The 680-nt window shown below is 71.8% G+C and carries 1 protein-coding gene; it reads right to left on the minus strand.

Translation table 11 applies throughout. The annotated features are described in order from the left end of the window. Positions 1-91: 91 nt before the first annotated feature. Positions 92-680, minus strand: a 589-nt coding sequence (locus H0487_RS22610) for a class II aldolase/adducin family protein (RefSeq protein WP_183096438.1), incomplete at its 5' end; no start/stop codon positions are given.

Below are 680 nucleotides of genomic sequence, written 5' to 3' on the forward strand. Positions count from 1 at the left end.
TCGACGAGCGCGCCGCTCGAGCCCTCGGGGATGCTGTCGACCGCCACCACGTGGACGTCGAGCACGTGGACACCGATGCAGATCACCGTGGTCATGAAGTCTCCTTCGTCTGGGCCTGCTGGCCACTCTTCTGGGCCGTGCCGTAGCTGCGCGCGATCGCGGCCGCGACCACGTCCTCCTGCTGCTTGCGCGAGAGCGTCGCGGGCTTGCCCAGCGCGAGCGCGTCGCGATAGACCGCGCACAGCCACTCGAGCAGCAGCGCGTTCTCCACCGCCTTGTCGAGGGTGGGACCGATCGCGATCGAGCCGTGGTTGGCCATCAGCGCCGCCGCGCGGGACTCGAGCGCCGCGACCACCCGGGCGGCGAGCTCGGGCGTCCCGAACGTGGCGTACGGCGCCACCCGGACCACGCCGCCGAGCAGCAGCTGCTGGTAGTGGACGACGGGGATCTCGCTGAGGCTGATCGACGCGGCCGTGCTGACCGGCGCGTGCGTGTGGACGACGGCCGCGACGTCGTACGCCAGGTAGGTCGAGAGGTGGAGATAGACCTCCGACGTGGGGACCAGGTCGCCCTCGACCTGCCGCCCGTCGAGGTCGACCACGACCACCTGGTCGGTCGTCAGGTCCCCGAGGACGGCGCCGGTCGCGGTGACCGCGACCCGGTCGCCGACGCGGATGCTG

Origin of the sequence: Nocardioides stalactiti (genome assembly GCF_014180715.1) — a bacterium.
GTDB classification, from domain to species: Bacteria; Actinomycetota; Actinomycetes; order Propionibacteriales; family Nocardioidaceae; genus Nocardioides; species Nocardioides stalactiti.